We start from the raw sequence: 16248 nt of genomic DNA, 5'->3' as shown, positions 1-16248 counted from the left end.
CAAGTATTGGGACCCCGGATACATCCAGCACAACCCACGCGGCCCGAACGGGACAGACTTCTTCCGCAAGACGATCCCGAGCCTGAAGGCTGACTTCCGCTACGAGCCCGGTCTCGTCATCGAAGACGGCGAGTTCGTGATGATCCACAGCCGATACGTCGGTTGGGACGACAAGACCATGATCGTCGTCGACATCTTCAAGGTCGTGAACGGGCGCTTCGTGGAGCATTGGGACGTGATGCAAGAGGAGATCGTCGCCGAAAAGACGCTCTCCGGGAATTCCATGTTCCCGATCAAGTAGCCGCGGCCGTCGGTTTCGGCGGGAGCCGTCACGCGTCGTGGTGCTCGCGGCCTGGGGGGGCCTCGCGCTGGGGCCAGGCGCGCACTGTGTGGTGTCCAGAGGGACGCCTCGACGCGGATGGAGGTGGCACGCGGTGTGTAGCGCTATGCTCGCACCCAGGCCTCGACGTGGAGCGTTCCGTCAAAACCGCCGAGTTGCTGATGCCCTGCGTGCCCGCGCTGCTGGTGCGCCGCGCGGCCCACCGTCCCTTGCCGCCGGAGCAAGCCGAGTCCGGGTGCTTCCCCGCCGCCGTCCTGCTCGCGGCACAGGAAGTGGGCGCCGGGTGGCTCGCCGAGCTGCGCCGGGCGACGGTGCTCTTCCTGCGCCTGGAAGGGCTGCCAGAAGAGGCCTCGGACGAGCTGCTGCCTCGGCTGTCGGACGCCGTGCGCGCGATGCAGGAGGCCGTCTATGGCCTGGGCGGCAGCGTCAACCAGCTCCTGGTGGACGACGAGGGCCTGGTGCTGGTGGCGGCATTCGGGCTGCCCACGTGCGCGCACGAGGATGACGCGGCGCGGGCGGTGAAGGCGGCGCTCCAGGCGCTCGCGACGCTGCGAACGCAGGGGTTGAGCGCATCCATTGGCATCGCCACCGGGCGGGTGTGCTGCGGTCTGCGTGGTGGCCCCCTCCGGCACGAGTACGCGTTGATGGGCCGGACGGTGAACCTCGCCGCGCGGCTGATGCAGCAGGCCCGGGATGGCGTCCTGTTCGACGAGGCCACGGCCCAGGCCCTGGGCGAGCGCCTCTGGGCCGAGCGTCTGCCTCCGGTCAAGGTGAAGGGCGTGGCGCAGCCGGTGCCCATCTTCCGGCCTGGCGGCGTCGCGGAGGCGAGGGCCCACCGCGCCAACCCCCACGCCCTGGTGGGCCGCGATGCGGAACGCGCGCTCCTCGACGAGGCGCTGGAGGGCTTCGCCCGGGACCAGGGCGGCGTCCTGCTCCCCCAAGCAGGTGCGGAGCCGGAGCCGGAGGAGGAGCGCCCGTCAATGGCCGTGACGGTGGAGGAGCCGAAGAAGGAGCGCGCGCCACGATTGGACTCTCGCCGGGCTGCTGGGCAGGACGTTCGCGCTGGACGTGTTCGCCTGCGCCCGCTGTGGAGGCAGGCGCCAGGTGCTGGCGTACCTGACGGCACCCGGTGGGGTGCGCGCGATTTTGGAGCACATGCAACTACCTACGCGGCCTGCGAAGCGGGCCTCGGCGCAGGGGCCAGCGCAGCTCGCGTGGTGTTGAGCGCCAGGCCGCGGTGGCCCACAGGCCCAAGCCCACTGCCTCGCCCCTGAGGGGAGCGCGGCCTGAGCAGGCGTGTACCCAAAGGGGGCTGTGCGGCCTCTGCACTGGCCTGGCGCAGTGCTCGGGCGGCCTCCGTCAGCGGCCCTTCTCGGCCCCTCTGCACCAGCCCTCACCCTCCACACGGCCTCTCTCCCGCCTATCCGCCCGCGGGAGCTGGTGTGTTTGCTCGTTCGTCATGGTCCATATGTCTCATGGACCGTTTGCATTTCCCAGACACCCTAAAGGCAATCTTCGTCGAGCACTCGGCGGACCTGCTGCACATCCGGCACTCGGTCGCGCGCGAGCAGAGCCAGGGCCAGACCCCCGCGCATGGTGCCCACGTCAGGGTGCGAGGGCCGGGTGCTACGACTCACGGCGCACAACTCCGCGTGGAGCTGGCGCGCGCGCTCGGACGTGGGCATGTCCGCCGGGAGGAAGTCAGCCGCGGCGCGGATGGCCTTGTTCCGCTCCGCGATCCGCGCCTCAAACGACAGACCGGCAAGCATCACCTGGAGCGCCCAGGAGCGTAGATCCTGGCGAAGAACGCCTATGGACTCCCGGGCGAACACCTCGAACATCAGAGGGTCAACGGGCGTCATCGCGGGCGGCTCCTAGTTGAACGCCGTGGGGTTCCGGGGCTCGCCGAAGACCTGCCGGACCGCCCATGCCGCGCGCTCGCGCAGCTGCTGCACGCGCGTCTCCTGGTCCAGCTTGCGGGCGAGGATCTTGGCAGCCTCCTTCATCAGGAGCGCGCGCACCTGCTCGAGCTTGTCATCGGCCACCCGGTAGCCGCCCAACTTCAGGGCGTGCGCCAGGGCTTCGACAGCCGCCCAGCTCGCGGCTTCGTCCTCGATGATGGCCGACGCATCGAGGACCGCCCGGATGCACTCCAGGGCCGCCTGTCCTCCCTGCCGGGCGAACTCCTCGGGACCGAGCCCCTTCCCGCTCAGCTCGGCGAGACGGCCCGCCAGGAGTTGAGTGACCGCGGCGCCCTGCTCCTCGGTGAGCGACACGCCCGCCTCACGGGCCGCGTTCACCACACCGCGCAACGTCTGCTCCGCCAGGGCCCGGCCGTCCATGTTCTCGGTCTTCATCGTCTGTGCTCCTTGTGTGAGGTGTGCAACGCCAAGCAAGGTCACATGGAATCTGGAATCTGTCGCGTCCACCGTCCGCGAGCCCGACCACGTGACGCGCGTCAGGTGACCACTAGGTGTTGTCGGGCGGGCGTCATCCACGGGTGGCCAGTGCAAAGGGGGCTGTGCGGCCTCTCCACTGGCTTGGCGCAGTGCTCGGGCGGCCTCCGTCAGCGGCCCTTCTCGGCCCCTCTGCACCAGCCCTCACCCCTCCACACGGCCTCTCTCCCGCCTATCCGCTCCAGGCTTCCACGGGCTCGCGTTGCGTCAGGGCTTCCAGTGCGTAGCGGGCGGCCTCGCGGCGAACCTCCCGGTCGCTCCAGCGAGAGTTGACGGCGAAGTGCAGCAGTCGCTGGTGCAGTGCATCGGCCTTGCTGGGGTCAGGGCAGGCCCGCGCAGCAATGGGCTCAATGCTCTTGCGTTCGCCATCGCCCAGCAGTCCCATGGCGTAGATGGCAAAGGAGCCCCGACGGCTGTCCTCGCCCAGGACATCGCCAATGCGTTGGAAATACGCCTCAAGTCGTTGAACCCCACTGGCATCCATGAAGGTGCGCATCACCTGGCTCATTCAATCCGCTCCACCGCCCAAGCAATACGCACCGGTCGACTTTCGCGGTAGGGGTCCGCACCTGACTTCTGAGACCAATCGAGCAGACAGGCTCCTCCTTCACCGCCTGCTTACCCCTGACGCAGTAGTGCTAAGTCCCTGCTGCCTGGCGCTGATGAAGACGCGGGCCCACTCCCGCCTTTTCTTTGGAGTCATGTTGGCGAGGTGACTTAGCTCGTCGTGCGCGCCGACGTCCACGGTCCACGCCCGCGGACACCGGCATTCAACAGGAGGGAGATGGGCCTCCGTGCGTCTGGCCTGTACAGTTCACCAAGGGACAGTCCGGCCAAGGTAATCAAGATACTGCAGGCCGGGCGTCCCGAGCTTCGAGACCAACATGTTGACTAGGCTCGGCACGCTCTCCTCGATGCTGAGACGCGCATCCGGACCTCCCAAGTCGGTACGGAGTATAGGCGGGAGAGAAGCCATGTGGAGGGTGAGGGATGGAGCGGAGGGGCCGAGAAGGGCCGCTGCCGGGGCCAGCAAGGTCGCGCGCCCAGAGAAGGTGTCAAAGAACTCGTTCCGACACCTGCTCTCCGAGTCGTTCCTACGAGTCGTCTGACACCCTTCTCGGCTTCGCGGACTACCTGTCCGTGCATTTCCCCGATTGGCGTGCTGCGCGTAGCGACGCGACAGGTTGACCCGCGGCCGGCTTGATATGCGGCCTTCGCAGTCCACGAGCGCCCGTACAGATGACGGGCTCCTCAGAGCCCGCCATCGACCACCTGAGCAACTCAGGCGTCAGGCTGACAGGTGCTGCTCGTCACGGTGATCCGCGTCTCGCGCGTGGACTAGGTCACCGCGGGTGACCGTCCGGGAGACGGGAACGGACTCGATCGCGAAGCCTCACTGGGCTCCGCCTGTCGTCGGAGAGCCCGTGCATTGCCGCGCGCAAGAGGGCATGGGTCACTTGAACCTGGAACGCGCGAACCCACTCGGTGAACAACCGGCGTGACGCGAGAACGCGACGCTGAAGGCACTTGCGGACTGATAGCCGATCATCTCTGCGACCTCGGACAGTGACCGCTTCTCGCGAAGGAGAACGTCCTTCGCGATTGCGATTCGCCAATCGAGGACGTACTCCATCGGCGGCGTTCCGACCGTGCGTGCGAACCGCTCGGCGAACACCGCCCGCGACATGCCAGCGGCGCGTGCAAGCTTCGCGACCGTCCATCGGTGTGCGACGTCCGCGTGCAACTTCCGTAGGGCACGGGCGATCCCTGGGTCGGCAAGTCCCGCCAGCAACCCCTTCTCGCGACCCGCGGCCTCGACGGTCTGAACACGCAGGGCCTCGATGAGCAGAACCTCGATGAGGCGCTCGAGGATGAGCTCACGACCGGCGCGACGTGTGGTCGCTTCTTCGCCAATGAGCTCGACCAGCCTCCGCAGGCGTGCTGCACCGGGGTCGTCCCGCCGGACGAGAATCATCGCGGGCAAGTACCTTTCGAGCAGCTTTGCGTTCGCGCGATCCACGTGAAAAGCGCCTCCGAGCTGGCGCATCGTGGGCGGGCCCACCTGGATGCCGTGCCGTAGCTCGTTGCCGTCAGAAGCGGTGATGAGCTTCGGTTGCAACCCGCGCGCACTCGACATCACGAAGCCTGGGGTCGAAGGCAGGAGCACGAAGTCGCCCTCTTCGAGCTCCACCTCGTCCGCGCCGTCGACATCGAGGAAGCATCTGCCCTCCAGCATGATGCAGAAGCCGGGCTGCTCGTGCGCGGCGTACCGCACGCTCCATTTTCCCGCGCCGCTGATCACCTTGGGGAGGAGTGTCCGTGGCCGGAGAAGCGAGATGATGGACGCGAGCGGGTCAGGCGACTCGTGCGCAGGTCCTGACGGAGCTCCAGAGGATTGTGCAGGCATGGCCATGGGGCTCTTCAATAGTCGGCCGAGGCCCGCAGGACGAGCTCGGTGATCTCGGGTGGCACCCCGAGGCGCATGGGAGGTCCGGAGTGGCCCGTTCCACGGCTGACGTAAAGGAGCGTATCGCCCATCTTCCGGAGACCGTCGACCGCAGGCTGACCTGCTCGGAGGAGCCAGCGAAACGGCCACACCTGGCCTCCGTGCGTGTGGCCGGACAGCTGCAGATCGACACCGTGTTGCACCGCCTCGTGAACGGCCTTCGGTTGGTGAGCCAGCAGAATCAGCGGGCGGCTGCGGTCACGGCCCTCGACGGCCCGTGGGAGGTCGGCGCGATGCCCGACGTCGAAGTGTGCCGCTTCGGAGTCGTCGATGCCGGCCAGGTGAAGGATCTGTCCGTTGCGTTCCAGGGCGACGTGCTCGTTACGGAGGACACGAACGCGAAGCTTGCCGAGGTGCTCGCACCATTCCGGTGCACCTGCGTGGTACTCGTGATTCCCGGTCACGAAGAACGTGCCGTATTTCGACGTGAGAGCAGAGAGCGGAGCGACGTCTCGCTCGAGGTCCTCCACACTGCCGTCGACCAGGTCGCCCGTGATGACGACCGCGTCAGGCGCGAGTTCGTTCACCCGCGCCACGACCCGCTCGAGGAACGCGCGACCCAGTGTCTGACCGATATGCAGATCCGAGAGCTGGACGATGCGTAGACCATCGAGCTCGCGTGGCAGCCTCCGCAGCGAGATCTCCACGCGTTCCACCCGGGCGCTGCGAGCTTCGAGCAATGCCCACAGGGAGACGCTCGAGCCCAACATCAAGATGCCGGTAGCGCTCGAGACGCGAGAGGGGAAGGCGGGCAGCACTTCCAGGACGGCCGCGGCGAGCGCGAGGAACACGGACGTGCCAAGCCAGAGATAGACGGGCTCGAGCCACCAGACCGACCAGCGGCGGGGAGCGAGCCGGCTAGCGACCACGCCGACAGGAACGCTGATCGCAAGCACGGCGAGAAGCACCGTCAAGGCTTGGGCTGGTAGCGGTGGGAAGCCCACGTCGCGTACCAGGCGGGCCCAGAGGTAGTAGTGAACCCCTCCGACGATGGCGACACCGGCGGGAAGGTACACGACGAGCGGAAGAAGGCGTCCCATGGTCAGCCCACGCTTTCGACGGCCGAGGCGGTCACGGTGTCCGTGATTCGCGGCTGGCTTGCGCCAGGGCGACGGCGTCGGGACCCGCAGGAAAGTGGAGCGTCCCGGACTCGTCGTTGGCCGCGCGCCATATCACCTCGGCCACGTCGGACTCTTTCGTCGTCAGCGCTGGCTGAGCGAAGGCCGCGAAGATGGGCTGTGCGAACGACTCATAGGCCTTCGGAATCACCCCTTGCATGCGCTCGCCGCCGTTCACCGCAAACCGCGTGGTGGGGCCGTAGCCAGGCTCGACCAGCTTCACGCGCACGTTGAAGGCGCCCAGCTCGTGCGCGAGCGAAGCGGTGAATCCTTCGATGGCGACCTTGCTGGCTGTGTACACCGCGGCGAGCGGCATCGCGGCGAGCGTCACGCTCGAGGTCACGTTCACCACCACTCCCGCTCGCCGCTCTCGGAAGTGCGGCACGACGGCCTGGAGGACCGCCATGACGCCGAACGTGTTCGTCTCGAAGACCTCGCGAATCGTCGTCATGGGGGTTGCCTCGAAGGCGCCCACGACGCCGATGCCAGCATTGTTGACCACCACGTCGATGGGACCGGCCGTCGCGACCGCCGCCGTGATGCTCTCCGGCTTCGTCACGTCCAGGGCCAGGATGCGGAGCCGCTCGGACTTGGGCAGATCACCGAGCCGCGGGTTGCGCATGGTCGCGATGACGTTCCAGCCCTTCTCGTGGAAGTAGCGCGCGGTCTCCGCGCCGTAGCCAGAGGAGCAGCCTGTAATCAGAACGGTCTTGAGGGTCGTCATGGGGAGTCTCTTTCGAGGGGTCGAAGTAGTGGGTTCAACGGCCTTGCACCCTCTAGATAGCCCCGTCGCCCAAGACGCTCCATAACGGGCCGTCCGTTATTCATTAGAGATCGTCTTGATGCGACCGACCCGTTCGCGGCTATGGCTTGCGAATGGCTGCCGCGACCAGGTCCGGGTCGTCGCGGAAGGTCTCCGTCAGCATCGCGAACGCGGCCTGTGGCGGGGTCGCGGCGCCGAGGACGCAACGTGCTGCACGCTCGAGATAACTACCTACGCGGCCTGCGAAGCCGGGCGGCCTCCGTCAGCGGCCCTTCTCGGCCCCTCTGCACCAGCCCTCACCCTCCACACGGCCTCTCTCCCGCCTATCCGCGGAGCTGCTCACTCTTCCCGCGGACGACCCAGGGCGGATCGATACCTTCACGCTCTTCCCCGTCATTTCGGGAGACAAGCTCTTCTTCGCGTTCCGGAGCGTCGCCGGCATCTTCCCGTTACAGACGTCCCTCTGGGTGACGAACGGCACGCGCCGCGGGACGCGGATGCTCTCCTCGGCGCTGCCCTCTCCCGACGAGCAGCCCACCTCGACCCACGCGCCGGTGGGAGATGGCCGTGTCGTCTTCGTCGCCTTCGAGCAGGAGCACGGCTCTGAGCCCTGGGTGAGCGGTGGTTCCCCCCAGGGCGCGCGGCTGTTGCAGGACATCAAACCAGGTCCAGACAGCTCATTCCCATCCCGGTTCACGCGCTCGGATGGCTTCATATTTTTCGTCACCTTCACGCCTTTCGTGGTAGACGAGTTGTTGCTTCATGAAGCCTCGTTAAACCCGAGCGGGCGGAGCTTTGCCTGCTCACCGCCGGTGCGGCGAAGGCTCAACCCGGTGGCCTCTCCCCATCGACGCATTCGCACAGGAAGTTCAACCCATGCCTCACCGCTTTCTCGCACTGCGCCTTGCCGCGGGCGCCTTTGTTGCCACCCTGGGCATGGCGGCCCACGCGGCCTGCGTGGCCAATCCGCCGACCCAGTCCGACTCCACCTTTCCGGCCAGCCTGACGGGCAAGCTCGCGTATCACAGCTACGTCGGCTACGGCGACGGCACCAGCCAGCTCTTCATCTATGACTTCGCGGCCCGCACGCTCACGCAGGTGTCCAACAGCACCTGGGGCATCCAGGATCCGATGAACGGGGTGTTCAGTCCCGACGGCAAATGGTTGGCCTTCATGGGCATCGCGAATGGCGCGTGGAACGTCTTCTTCTGGCAGGTCGGCTCCAGCGCGCTACCCGTCAACCTGACCCACAGCACCGGCCAGACGCGCAACGAGGACCCCAAGTTCAGCGCCGATGGCAAGTCGCTGCTGTTCAAGCAGAACGGCGACATCATGCAAGCCACGCTGTCGTACACCAGTTCGGGCCCGGTGTTTACCTCGGTGGTGAACCTCACCAACACGGCACCGAACGTGGAGAGTTCGATGCCGTTCGCCAGCCCTGACGGCAGCGCCGTCTATTTCGTCACCGGTGCGGGCTCCGGCATGGGGCTGTACAAGCAGACCGTCGCCACCCGCACCAAGGTCGCGTTCGACACGCCGACCGGGCTGGCGACCTACTACCCGATCGTGCGCGCCGACGGCACCGTGTTCTATGCACGCTGGAAGGACGCTACCCAACTCGACCAGCTCTACACCAAGGTCAACCCGGGCGACACGCCCAACCAGCTCAGCATCAACGACTGCAACAGCAACAACTCCGATCCCTGGCCCGTCAACGGCACCAACTACGTGTTCTTCTCGTCCACCACGGCGGGCGGCTACCAGCTCTACCTGGGCGACACCAGCACGGGTCAGCGCTGGAGCCTGTCGCGGTTCGGGGTGAATGCCGACAGCACGCGCAACAAGCTCGGTTCGAGCTACCATCCGGGCACCGCCGTCACGGTGCCGCAGACGGTGCTGTTGTCGCAGGGCAAGCCGGCCTCGGCCTCGTCGAGCTACAACGCCAGCCTGGGCCCGAACAATGCCTTCGACGGCAACACCACCAGCACGCGCTGGAATTCGATCGAGGGCAGCGCCGCCGGCAGTCAGTGGCTGATGGTGGATCTGGGCTCGGTGCGCACCATCAATGGCGTCGACCTGTACTGGGACGCCGGCGCCAGCGTCTACTACCTGCAGGCCTCGAACGACGGCGTGAACTGGACCACGTTCTACTCCACCACCAACGGCGTCTCGTACGGCCATGTGGTGCTGCCCAACCTGAACGGCAGCGGCCGCTATGTGCGCATGCTCGGCACGCAGCGCGCCACGCAGTGGGGCTACTCGCTCAACGAGATGCAGGTGTGGGGATACTGAGCAAGCCCCGCCCGCTCCTCCAGTCAACCCCGGCGCCTTCCCTCGCCGGGGGGGGGCGGGTTCCGGGCAAACCCAAGACGCGCCGTGGAGGGCGTGTTCTCCACTGGCCTGGCGCAGTGCTCGGGCGGCCTCCGTCAGCGGCCCTTCTCGGCCCCTCTGCACCAGCCCTCACCCTCCACACGGCCTCTCTCCCGCCTATCCGCTGAGAGCGATCGCATCGTGGATGTGGAGTACGGTCGGCTCTATGCCCGCTGCATCCCGGGCGCCCGCTTCGAGCTGATCCCCGAGGCCGCTCATTTCCCTCACATCGAGCAGCTGGAGGAGGTGGCGCGTCTCATCGGCGACTTCGCGGCCGGACTCTGAGCCGCTTCCGGGCGTTGTGGCCGAGAGGGTGTCCCGAGAGGGTGTAAGTGGTTGGAAGCGAAGGTCCGTGTGTCCCTGGAGCCACGTCCCCTCGTGTGCGGCTGGAGACGCGATGGTGCAAAGCCTTGAAATTCAAGGCCATCGTGCCCTGGCTCGCCGGTTGCACTGCGAGCGGCCATGTCCAACCCACTTCGTTCCGAGTTGATGAGAGCGCTGGCCGGTGCGGCCGTGACCTGTGGCCTCCTGCTGATGACGCTCTTGGCGGGGAGCGCCCACGGCGAGCCGGTGACGCGCCGGCCCGCATCGCCCTCCCCGCTGCACTTCGTGGTCCCAGTTGGCGACACCTCCTACCTGGTGCTGGCCGATGTCGAGAAGGCAGAGGAGCTGCCGCCGCACGGGCCGTTGCGCCTGACTGGCGATGAGTCGAACTCGAGCGTGATCGCCGAGGTCTCCGAGGCCGACCTCCCGGCGGGTTTGCGCGCCTGGAGCAAGCGCGAGGTGGTCGTCGATGAGCGCTGTCATGCGACCGTGTCTGGCTTTGCCATCGTGGCCCGCCTGGTGGGCCGCCCGGACTACGCTGGCTTCACCTGGACCGCCGACAGTGTCCTCTCCTTCGGCCAGAAGGTGCTGGCCGCTCGCCTCGGCCGCTGCAAGGGCAGCTTCGCCCGCGCGGCCAGCGCCGCACCGATTCGGGTTCCGCGGCCGGCCGTGAACGAGGCCGCCGTGGCCGCGGCGCGCGCGGACTTCCTCGCGTCCGAGGTCATCGCCCAGGCCAGGGCCGAGCAGGTCGAAGCCAAGGTCGCGGGTGCGCTCGAGCAGGTGTATGCGCCGTACGTGGTCACGGTCCGGCACCCCACTACTGGCGAGACCTGGATTTCGTTCCAGCTGCGCATCGGGGAGCCCGGGTGCTCAGACCCGCAGGCCAACGTGTGGGGCCTCTACCGCGTCACCGAGCGGGGCGTCGAGCGGACGCGGCTCCTCGAGCTCTCCTGGTTCGAGGACATCGACACCTTGCTCGACGTCGACGGGGACGGGCAGCTCGAGCTCCTCATCCAGGATGATTTCGGCTTCAGCCGCGAGCTTCGCTCCGGCGAGGGCAAGGTCCTCAATCGCCTCAAGATGCGCATCTACGAGTGCATGTGTTGATGCGGGAGGAGCCGAGCGCACGGGAGGCGCGCCCTTGTTCCAGTCGTCAGCGACGGCCGCCGCGATGCTCGCGCCCCAGACCGGTACGCTGGAACTCCCCAACGATCCGGGATGGGCCTTTGGCTTCGGCGGCGCCGTGCTCGTGGATGCCACGAAGGCGGCCACGCCCCAGTCCCCGGGCACCTGGCGGTGGGCCGGCGCGTATGGGCACACCTGTCTCTGGCTCCCTGGCCGGTCAAAAGGTTGGAACCACCGGGTCATAGACTGAAGGGAGCGCCACTTCGGCCAGCCCGTTCAGCTCGTGGAGTCGCTCCCTCGCGGTCGCGCCCAGCTGGCTCGAGGCCCACGCGTCGAGGACAGTTCCGCGTGGCGGAGTTCCTCCTCCGCCCCCGCTGAGGTGTCAAAGGATTCGAAACCGGGACTCGAGTGGGGAATGAGACTCGGCTTGGACGGGGCAAACGACGGCCTTCCAAGTCTTTCCGAGGTCTTGAGGGCTGGCCTGCGGCGTGCATTCAGTCTCGCGGAGCAAACGCGGGGGAGGGGATGGGTTGGCCGCTGAGGATGTTCCAGGAGGAAGGCTACTATTTCGTCACGTCCAGGTGTTTCCAGGGGCGAATGCTGCTGCGCCCCAGCCTGGAGGTGAACGAGGTGGTGGGAGGCGTGTTGGCCAAAGCGGTGCAACACAGTGCGGGCGGCGTGCGGCTACACGCTTTCACCTTCGCCTCCAATCACTTCCACCTGCTGGTGTGGGCTCGTGGTGCGTCCCTCGCCTCCTTCATGCAGTACCTGCGCGCCAATCTCTCCAAGAAGGTGGGGCGGTTGGTGGACTGGAGTGGAGGCTTCTGGGAGCGGCGCTACTCGGCGGAGCCGGTGCTGGACGACACGGCGCTGGTGGGCCGGCTGCGCTACGTGCTCGCCCACGGGGTGAAGGAAGGATTGGTGGAGAAGTGCGCCCAGTGGCCGGGCCTCACGTGCCTGCCGCAGTTGCTGGGAGCGGCGCGGCGGCTCTTCCATTGGTTCAACTGGACGAAGCGCTGGAGCAAACGCGGCAGTGGGAGCAGGGCGGAGGGGGAGGGGCGGTTCGCCGAGCAGTGGGCCGAGCCGGTGGCGTTGGAGGTAGCGCCGCTGCCGTGTTGGGTGGGGAAGAGTGAAGAAGAGAGGCAGGGTGCGGTGCGGGAATTGCTCCAGGAGGTGGAAGCCGAAGCGCGTGCGCGAGGCAAGCCCGCCCTGGGGGCTCAGGCCGTGCAGGCTCAGCACCCGCATACCCGGCCTGAGCGACTCAAACGCAGCCCGCGGCCACTGGGGCATGCCTCCACGCGACAGGCGCTGAGAGAACTGCGTGAGCAGTACCGTGCCTTCGTCGCGGTGTTCCGCGAGGCAGCGGCTCGGTGGAGACGGGGGGATTTTTTGGCTCATTTCCCTCGGTTCGCCTTCCCGCCGCGGGTGGTGCCAGGTTGCGTCGCTCAAGTTCTTTGACACCCTCTCGGGCCCTCTCGGGCGGCGTCCAGGTACTCCTGGGCTCGGCGAGCGGGTTCCAGGGGCGGCGGTCCAGGCCCTCGGGGCGACGGCCTTCGAGTTGGCGCTGGCGGACCTGAACGGGGATGGTCGGCTGGACATCCTCGCGGCGACGCGGACCAGCGACTTCGTGAGCATCCTCGCCGGGCGGGGGGACGGCACCTTCGAGCGGCCGACGAACCACGGCGTCCTCGACAGCCCGGGCTCGCTGACCGTGGCGGACGTGGATGGGGATGGGGCGCTGAACCTGTTCACCGCCTCCTTCCACGGGGACGTGCTCCAGGTGTTCCGCAACCAGGGCTGTCGCTGAGCGCGCCGGGACGCCTGCTCCTTCTTCTCGGCTCTCCGCCCCCCCTCCCAGCGAGGCTGCGGGCTAGGGCAGTATGCCCGGTAGGGCACGGATCGCCGTCGGGCGGAGTGGTCGGTGCGGTGGCACGGTTCCTCGCTCGTGAGGGACACGCCATCACCGTCGTGGAGCAATTCACGCCCGACAACGGTCCGAGCACACCAGGACGCCGCAGGTGGAAAGGGGGCCCCAAAACAGTGTTCTGGGACGCGAGACACTCCCTGGGGGTCGTGGGAGGTTGCGTCGAGTCTCCTCCTGGCCGGAACTCTTGGAGGCGCGCAAGACTCGCTGACGACAGCTCAGCAGTTCGGGAGCCATGCTGGTTCTAGCCACCAGAAGGAACTGCAATATTAAATCTCCTCCCAAAAGGACCGCGGAGTCAAAAAGACCCCTTGTCTCGCCAGAATCCGGTCGGTCTCCAGTAAGGCTTGTAGTTGCTGGTAGAGCATCGGCTCGTCAGGAAATTTCTCCAAGGCCTCGCGTTCGAGCGCAGGATCTTTGGAAAGGGCATCCAATTTTTCGGCATCTCGGGACGCCGCAACGCGGATATCATTCACTTTATCAAACAACCACAACACGCTTTCTGTGGTTTTCATTTCTCCCCTTTGAATTGCTTGTCCAGCGCGGAAACTATGTCGCTATAAAGCAGCTCAATTTGCGGCAAACTCCGAAATGGCTCGCACAGCCTGAACTGCCAGTAAAACACGGCGTCAACCTCAGCGCGTCGCGCCGGAATTGGGTCAATACCTCCAAGCCTGGGAGTGTGCATGGCTTGGCGAATAAACTCAATCAACTCCAGATTCGCACAGTGAAGAAGGAGGCGCGCAGTGACGCACTCCCGGGGCGTACGAGGAAGGTTGTGTCGAGTCTCCTCCTGGCCGGAACTCTTGGAGGCGCGCAGGACTCGCTGACGACAGCTCAGCAGTTCAGGAGCGCTAGGACTCGGCCGAGCAGCCAGTAGCTCGTCAATGTCTGGCGGGGACGCCGGCACAGGCTTCTTGACCGCTTTCGGCTCATCCGCGGCCTAGAGTCCAAGCTCGCTTGTCGGAGGAAGCACTCGCGTATTCGGCGAGCGGTCGATGGGCGCGCTCTGCTCGCCCGGCTGTCCTACCCTGGGTGCCCCCGCTCCCTTGGGGACGTACCGGGGAACAGGCACTGGCATGGACGGAGCTGGAGGTGGCGCTGGAGCCACTGCCTGGGCATGAACCACCGTGGCGACCAGCACGCCGAGCCCTATGACACGAGAGGTCATTCCGCAGACTCCTACTCGAAACGTCATGCCCCGTGCTTGTACCCTCGTTTCCATCGCCCAGGCAAGGCCCACCCCGGGCGCCTACAGTGCTTTCCCGCCGCCTGTGGAGAGCCGCCGCGCCTCAAGCGGTACGGCGCCTCCGCCACCTCAGCTCCCTCCTCCTGGCGAGTCTGTTCCCACGGCTCCTCACGCGTCATTCTGGCAGGCTCAGGAAGCGTACAGGCGGAATGGGGGCGATGTGGAGGGAGAGGGCAGGAGCCGAGGGGGAGAGGAGGGCTGCGGACGGGTGGCATGAGGGCTTGTGCGCTGGGCCGGTGGAGACGCGGTGCAGCCTCATGGGGCACACGGCGGCCCAGAGGGACCCCCCAGGGGGAGGCAGCAGGGGCGTGGGCGTCGTTGGCAGCGTGACGGCTCAAGGCTCAACACCACGAGTGCTGGGGTGGCCTCTGCGCTGCGGCCAGCGGCAGCAGGCCGCGTGGGCAGTGACAGGTGGCTTGCTGGCGCCTGGTACTACTTGGTCACTTCACGCTCTCTCCGAGGCGGATATCCCTTGAAAAAGGACAGAGGGCTGAGGGAAGTGACCGAGAAAAACCAAGCCTCCTACGAATCGTCTGACACCCTTCCTCGGACACCGAACGAGCGCCTTCGCCTCTTCGCGCGCGAGCGATGGACCGAGAAAGACGACCCACTCGTCCTCGACCGGGGCGGAGTGACGGCTCACAGAAGCTCCGTCAGGGCGAGTGTCGGGGAAAGAACCCGGACCACGTGCTCAAGCTTGTGCTGGGGTCAGCGCGCGCCGGTAGTGCATGGCGACCGCGCCGCAGCGGAGCGGCTTCGCCGAGACCAGCTCGAGCCGTCGTGTGCTGGGCAGCCCGTTCTGGTACAGGGTCGGGCCGTGGCCGGCGATCCTGGGGTGGACGAGGAACTTGTACTCGTCGATCAGATCCAGTCGGTCCAGCTCGGTCGCGAGCTTGCCGCTACCGAGGAGCACGCCGGACGGGGTTGCATCCTTGAGCTTCTGCACAGCCGTGCGTAAGTCGCCGGCGATGTGGTGGCTATTGGTCCACGGGAAGTCCTTTCGCGTCGACGACACCACGTACTTTGGCTTGTCCTCCAGCTTGAGCGCCCACTCGCGCATCGCTGGCGGCGCCGACTCATCGCCCCGGGCGACCGCCGGCCAATAGCTCTCCATCATCTCGTAGGTGACGCGGCCCCACAGCATCGCCCCGCCCTCGTCCATGAGGCGGGTGAAGAAGGCGTGTGTCTCGTCGTCGGCGATTCCCTCCTGGTGGTCGACGCAGCCGTCCAGGGTGACGTTGATGCTGAAGGTCAAGAGTCCCATGCGGCCAGTCTAAGCACACAGCGGGCTGAATCACGGCTCGAACGATGCGAGTACGTCTCGCCCTTCGGGCAGCGGTCCTCCAAAGCGCACGTGCACGTCCACGCTCCGAATCTTCCGCTCCCCGGCTTCTCCGAATTGAAGCCCGAGACGTTGTCGAGACGGTGTCAAAGGACTTGGAACGAGGGAGTCGCGCGAGAGTGGAGGACTTGGAGTTGGCCCACGGGGTGCATCCGGCCCGGCGGAGTGCACGTGGGGGTTGGGGATGGGCTGGCCGTTGAGGATGTTCCAGGAGGAGGGGCTCTATTTCGTCACGTCCAGGTGTTTCCAGGGCCGGCTGTTGCTGCGTCCTGGCGCGGAGGTGAACGAGGTGGTGGGAGGGGTGCTGGCGCGAGCCGTCCAGCAGAGCGCGGGCACCGTCCGGCTGCACGCCTTCACCTTCGCTTCCAACCACTTCCACTTGCTGGTGTGGGCACGCGGTGCCGCGCTCGCCTCCTTCATGCAGTACCTGAGAGCCAACCTCTCCAAGAAGGTGGGGAAGTTGGTGGACTGGAGTGGCGGCTTCTGGGAGAGGCGCTACTCGGCGGAGCCGGTGCTGGACGACACGGCACTGGTGGGCCGGCTGCGTTACGTGCTGGCCCACGGGGTGAAGGAGGGGCTGGTGGAGCGGAGCGCCGAATGGCCGGGCCTGACGTGTCTGCCGCAGTTGCTGGGGCCGGCGCGGCGGCTGTTCCGGTGGTTCAACTGGACGAAGCGCTGGAGCAAACGGGGAAGCGAGGAGCTGGCAGTGGGGGAGGGGCGCTTCGCCGAGG

The 16248-nt window shown here is 66.8% G+C and carries 16 protein-coding genes and 1 pseudogene; 9 read left to right on the top strand and 8 right to left on the bottom strand.

The annotated features are described in order from the left end of the window. Both D187_RS49210 and D187_RS57340 read left to right on the top strand, forming a co-directional pair. A partial coding sequence (locus D187_RS49210; protein WP_043435951.1) for a nuclear transport factor 2 family protein occupies positions 1-301 on the top strand: 301 nt, incomplete at its 5' end. A gap of 167 nt (positions 302-468) precedes the next feature. Next, positions 469-1614: an adenylate/guanylate cyclase domain-containing protein gene (locus D187_RS57340; RefSeq protein WP_155894114.1), complete on the top strand. Its 1146-nt coding sequence runs from the start codon at positions 469-471 to the stop codon at positions 1612-1614. 228 nt (positions 1615-1842) lie between these two features. Here D187_RS57340 and D187_RS49200 read toward each other — a convergent pair whose 3' ends face one another. The 6 genes and pseudogenes from D187_RS49200 to D187_RS49175 form a co-directional block, all read right to left on the bottom strand. Beyond that, positions 1843-2202, bottom strand: a complete 360-nt coding sequence (locus D187_RS49200; RefSeq protein WP_043435948.1) for a hypothetical protein — start codon at positions 2200-2202, stop codon at positions 1843-1845. Between the two features lie 12 nt (positions 2203-2214). Then, positions 2215-2697: a hypothetical protein gene (locus tag D187_RS49195; RefSeq protein ID WP_002632553.1), complete on the bottom strand. Its 483-nt coding sequence runs from the start codon at positions 2695-2697 to the stop codon at positions 2215-2217. Between the two features lie 280 nt (positions 2698-2977). Further along, positions 2978-3280: pseudogene (locus D187_RS49190) on the bottom strand (transposase); the annotation flags it as partial. Positions 3281-4249: 969 nt separating this feature from the next. Then, positions 4250-5203, bottom strand: a complete 954-nt coding sequence (locus D187_RS49185; RefSeq protein ID WP_043435959.1) for an AraC family transcriptional regulator — start codon at positions 5201-5203, stop codon at positions 4250-4252. Positions 5204-5217: 14 nt separating this feature from the next. Next, on the bottom strand, positions 5218-6342 hold the full coding sequence (locus tag D187_RS49180; protein ID WP_043435946.1) for a metallophosphoesterase: 1125 nt from the start codon (positions 6340-6342) through the stop codon (positions 5218-5220). 31 nt (positions 6343-6373) lie between these two features. After that, complete coding sequence (locus tag D187_RS49175) at positions 6374-7144, bottom strand: SDR family oxidoreductase (RefSeq protein ID WP_002632557.1); 771 nt, start codon at positions 7142-7144, stop codon at positions 6374-6376. Positions 7145-8059: 915 nt separating this feature from the next. Here D187_RS49175 and D187_RS49170 point away from each other — a divergent pair. From D187_RS49170 to D187_RS56665, 6 genes are all read left to right on the top strand, one after another. Then, positions 8060-9475 carry a discoidin domain-containing protein gene (locus tag D187_RS49170; RefSeq protein ID WP_002632558.1) on the top strand — a complete coding sequence of 472 codons (1416 nt, stop codon included), beginning with the start codon at positions 8060-8062 and terminating at the stop codon, positions 9473-9475. Positions 9476-9694: 219 nt separating this feature from the next. Continuing rightward, a complete protein-coding gene (locus D187_RS56285; protein ID WP_002632559.1) occupies positions 9695-9838 on the top strand; it encodes an alpha/beta fold hydrolase in 144 nt (47 codons plus the stop codon). A 177-nt stretch (positions 9839-10015) separates the two neighbouring features. Further along, positions 10016-10984 carry a hypothetical protein gene (locus D187_RS49160; RefSeq protein WP_002632560.1) on the top strand — a complete coding sequence of 323 codons (969 nt, stop codon included), beginning with the start codon at positions 10016-10018 and terminating at the stop codon, positions 10982-10984. Between the two features lie 34 nt (positions 10985-11018). Next, positions 11019-11252 (top strand): hypothetical protein, encoded by a 234-nt coding sequence (locus tag D187_RS53555; RefSeq protein WP_002632561.1) that lies wholly within the window; start codon positions 11019-11021, stop codon positions 11250-11252. A gap of 347 nt (positions 11253-11599) precedes the next feature. Then, positions 11600-12460 carry a transposase gene (locus D187_RS51560; RefSeq protein ID WP_002632562.1) on the top strand — a complete coding sequence of 287 codons (861 nt, stop codon included), beginning with the start codon at positions 11600-11602 and terminating at the stop codon, positions 12458-12460. 100 nt (positions 12461-12560) lie between these two features. Then, the gene (locus tag D187_RS56665) at positions 12561-12809 is read left to right on the top strand and encodes an FG-GAP repeat domain-containing protein (RefSeq protein ID WP_002632563.1); all 249 of its coding nucleotides are present in this window, start codon (positions 12561-12563) and stop codon (positions 12807-12809) included. Between the two features lie 386 nt (positions 12810-13195). Here the strand turns inward: D187_RS56665 and D187_RS56280 are convergent, their stop codons facing one another. After that, positions 13196-13441, bottom strand: a complete 246-nt coding sequence (locus D187_RS56280) for a hypothetical protein (protein ID WP_155894112.1) — start codon at positions 13439-13441, stop codon at positions 13196-13198. A 1425-nt stretch (positions 13442-14866) separates the two neighbouring features. Then, positions 14867-15439: a dihydrofolate reductase family protein gene (locus tag D187_RS49145; RefSeq protein WP_020918800.1), complete on the bottom strand. Its 573-nt coding sequence runs from the start codon at positions 15437-15439 to the stop codon at positions 14867-14869. A 262-nt stretch (positions 15440-15701) separates the two neighbouring features. Between D187_RS49145 and D187_RS49140 the strand changes: the two genes are divergently transcribed. Then, positions 15702-16248 (top strand): transposase (locus D187_RS49140; protein ID WP_306413606.1); only part of this gene is annotated, 547 nt, incomplete at its 3' end.

Origin of the sequence: Cystobacter fuscus DSM 2262, from assembly GCF_000335475.2 — a bacterium.
Taxonomy (GTDB): Bacteria; Myxococcota; Myxococcia; order Myxococcales; family Myxococcaceae; genus Cystobacter; species Cystobacter fuscus.
The sequence above is the reverse complement of the archived record's forward strand: the minus strand, read 5'-3'. Positions and strand labels throughout refer to the sequence as shown.

Bases quoted from the DNA above. Each gene is read 5' to 3' on its own strand.
- D187_RS49200 (WP_043435948.1), bottom strand. From the start codon at position 2,202: ATGACGCCCGTTGACCCTCTGATGTTCGAGGTGTTCGCCCGGGAGTCC.
- D187_RS49195 (WP_002632553.1), bottom strand. From the start codon at position 2,697: ATGAAGACCGAGAACATGGACGGCCGGGCCCTGGCGGAGCAGACGTTG.
- D187_RS49185 (WP_043435959.1), bottom strand. From the start codon at position 5,203: ATGCCTGCACAATCCTCTGGAGCTCCGTCAGGACCTGCGCACGAGTCG.
- D187_RS49180 (WP_043435946.1), bottom strand. From the start codon at position 6,342: ATGGGACGCCTTCTTCCGCTCGTCGTGTACCTTCCCGCCGGTGTCGCC.
- D187_RS49175 (WP_002632557.1), bottom strand. From the start codon at position 7,144: ATGACGACCCTCAAGACCGTTCTGATTACAGGCTGCTCCTCTGGCTAC.
- D187_RS49170 (WP_002632558.1), top strand. From the start codon at position 8,060: ATGCCTCACCGCTTTCTCGCACTGCGCCTTGCCGCGGGCGCCTTTGTT.
- D187_RS49160 (WP_002632560.1), top strand. From the start codon at position 10,016: ATGTCCAACCCACTTCGTTCCGAGTTGATGAGAGCGCTGGCCGGTGCG.
- D187_RS51560 (WP_002632562.1), top strand. From the start codon at position 11,600: ATGCTGCTGCGCCCCAGCCTGGAGGTGAACGAGGTGGTGGGAGGCGTG.
- D187_RS56280 (WP_155894112.1), bottom strand. From the start codon at position 13,441: ATGAAAACCACAGAAAGCGTGTTGTGGTTGTTTGATAAAGTGAATGAT.
- D187_RS49145 (WP_020918800.1), bottom strand. From the start codon at position 15,439: ATGGGACTCTTGACCTTCAGCATCAACGTCACCCTGGACGGCTGCGTC.